Annotated in this window: 1 protein-coding gene; it reads right to left on the reverse strand. The window is 41.8% G+C overall.

Annotated elements, in window-relative coordinates; translation table 11 throughout:
- Window positions 1-320 precede the first annotated feature (320 nt).
- Complete coding sequence (locus tag ACWGN5_RS41935; protein ID WP_376481930.1) at window positions 321-662, reverse strand: hypothetical protein; 342 nt, start codon at window positions 660-662, stop codon at window positions 321-323.
- Window positions 663-823 lie beyond the last annotated feature (161 nt).

An 823-nucleotide genomic window follows, 5' to 3' on the forward strand; every position in this document is an offset into this window, starting at 1 on the left:
CACGAAAAATCGCTACTGGCAGCAGCCATTAGTAACTGGAGGTATACGAGAGACAAATTAAGAGGTCTTGAAGTATGGGCCTGAGAGAGGCTACACTGAAAGAACATTTTTGGTTTCTGCGGTCTCGTATACCCAGTTACCTGGTTAAGCAGTTCCCCAACTGACTTAACCTTCGATCAAACCACCTCCCCAGGTGGTTTTTTCGTTTTCAGAGCAAGAGATTACGACTGTAACGACAGGATCACAAGAAGATCATTTACTCAGAGAGACTAACTACCACTATGTTTGCCTATCAACATACTTAGGAAACATTACTTGAGTTAACGACTCCACCTTACTTTTAGTATCTCGCAATGAATCTTCCGACCGCCGTTGTGTTGAAGTTCTATTGCGCCACCGGGGTATAAATCACTTTCGTTTAACTCAATTAAAAGCTCGTTCTTGTGAGCATCCTCTAAATAAAGGTAATAACACCCACCATAAAGGTTCTGCGTATCTGGCACGGCAACAAAAGATTTCTTTCCGAACAGTAAAACAGCCTCTTTTTCTCCATGCTCTGTTAGCAATAATCGAAATTCTTGTCCATCAGGCGCGATCCCCCATATACGCAAGATCGGCGCTCTATGTGGCTTATACCAAAATTGATAGTAAAGACCTGCCACTACAACCAGTGAAATTAATAAGGCCATTTCAATCCTCAAAAACAAGCAACATTCCAAAATCGTTTTTCATTCATTTTTACTGCTGGGCATGATGCCCACCTTCAATCCTCTTTTCGCATGAAAAAACGACCTATACTTAGATGGTTAGTGACCATATCCAC

The organism is Streptomyces sp. NPDC055815 (assembly GCF_053616475.1).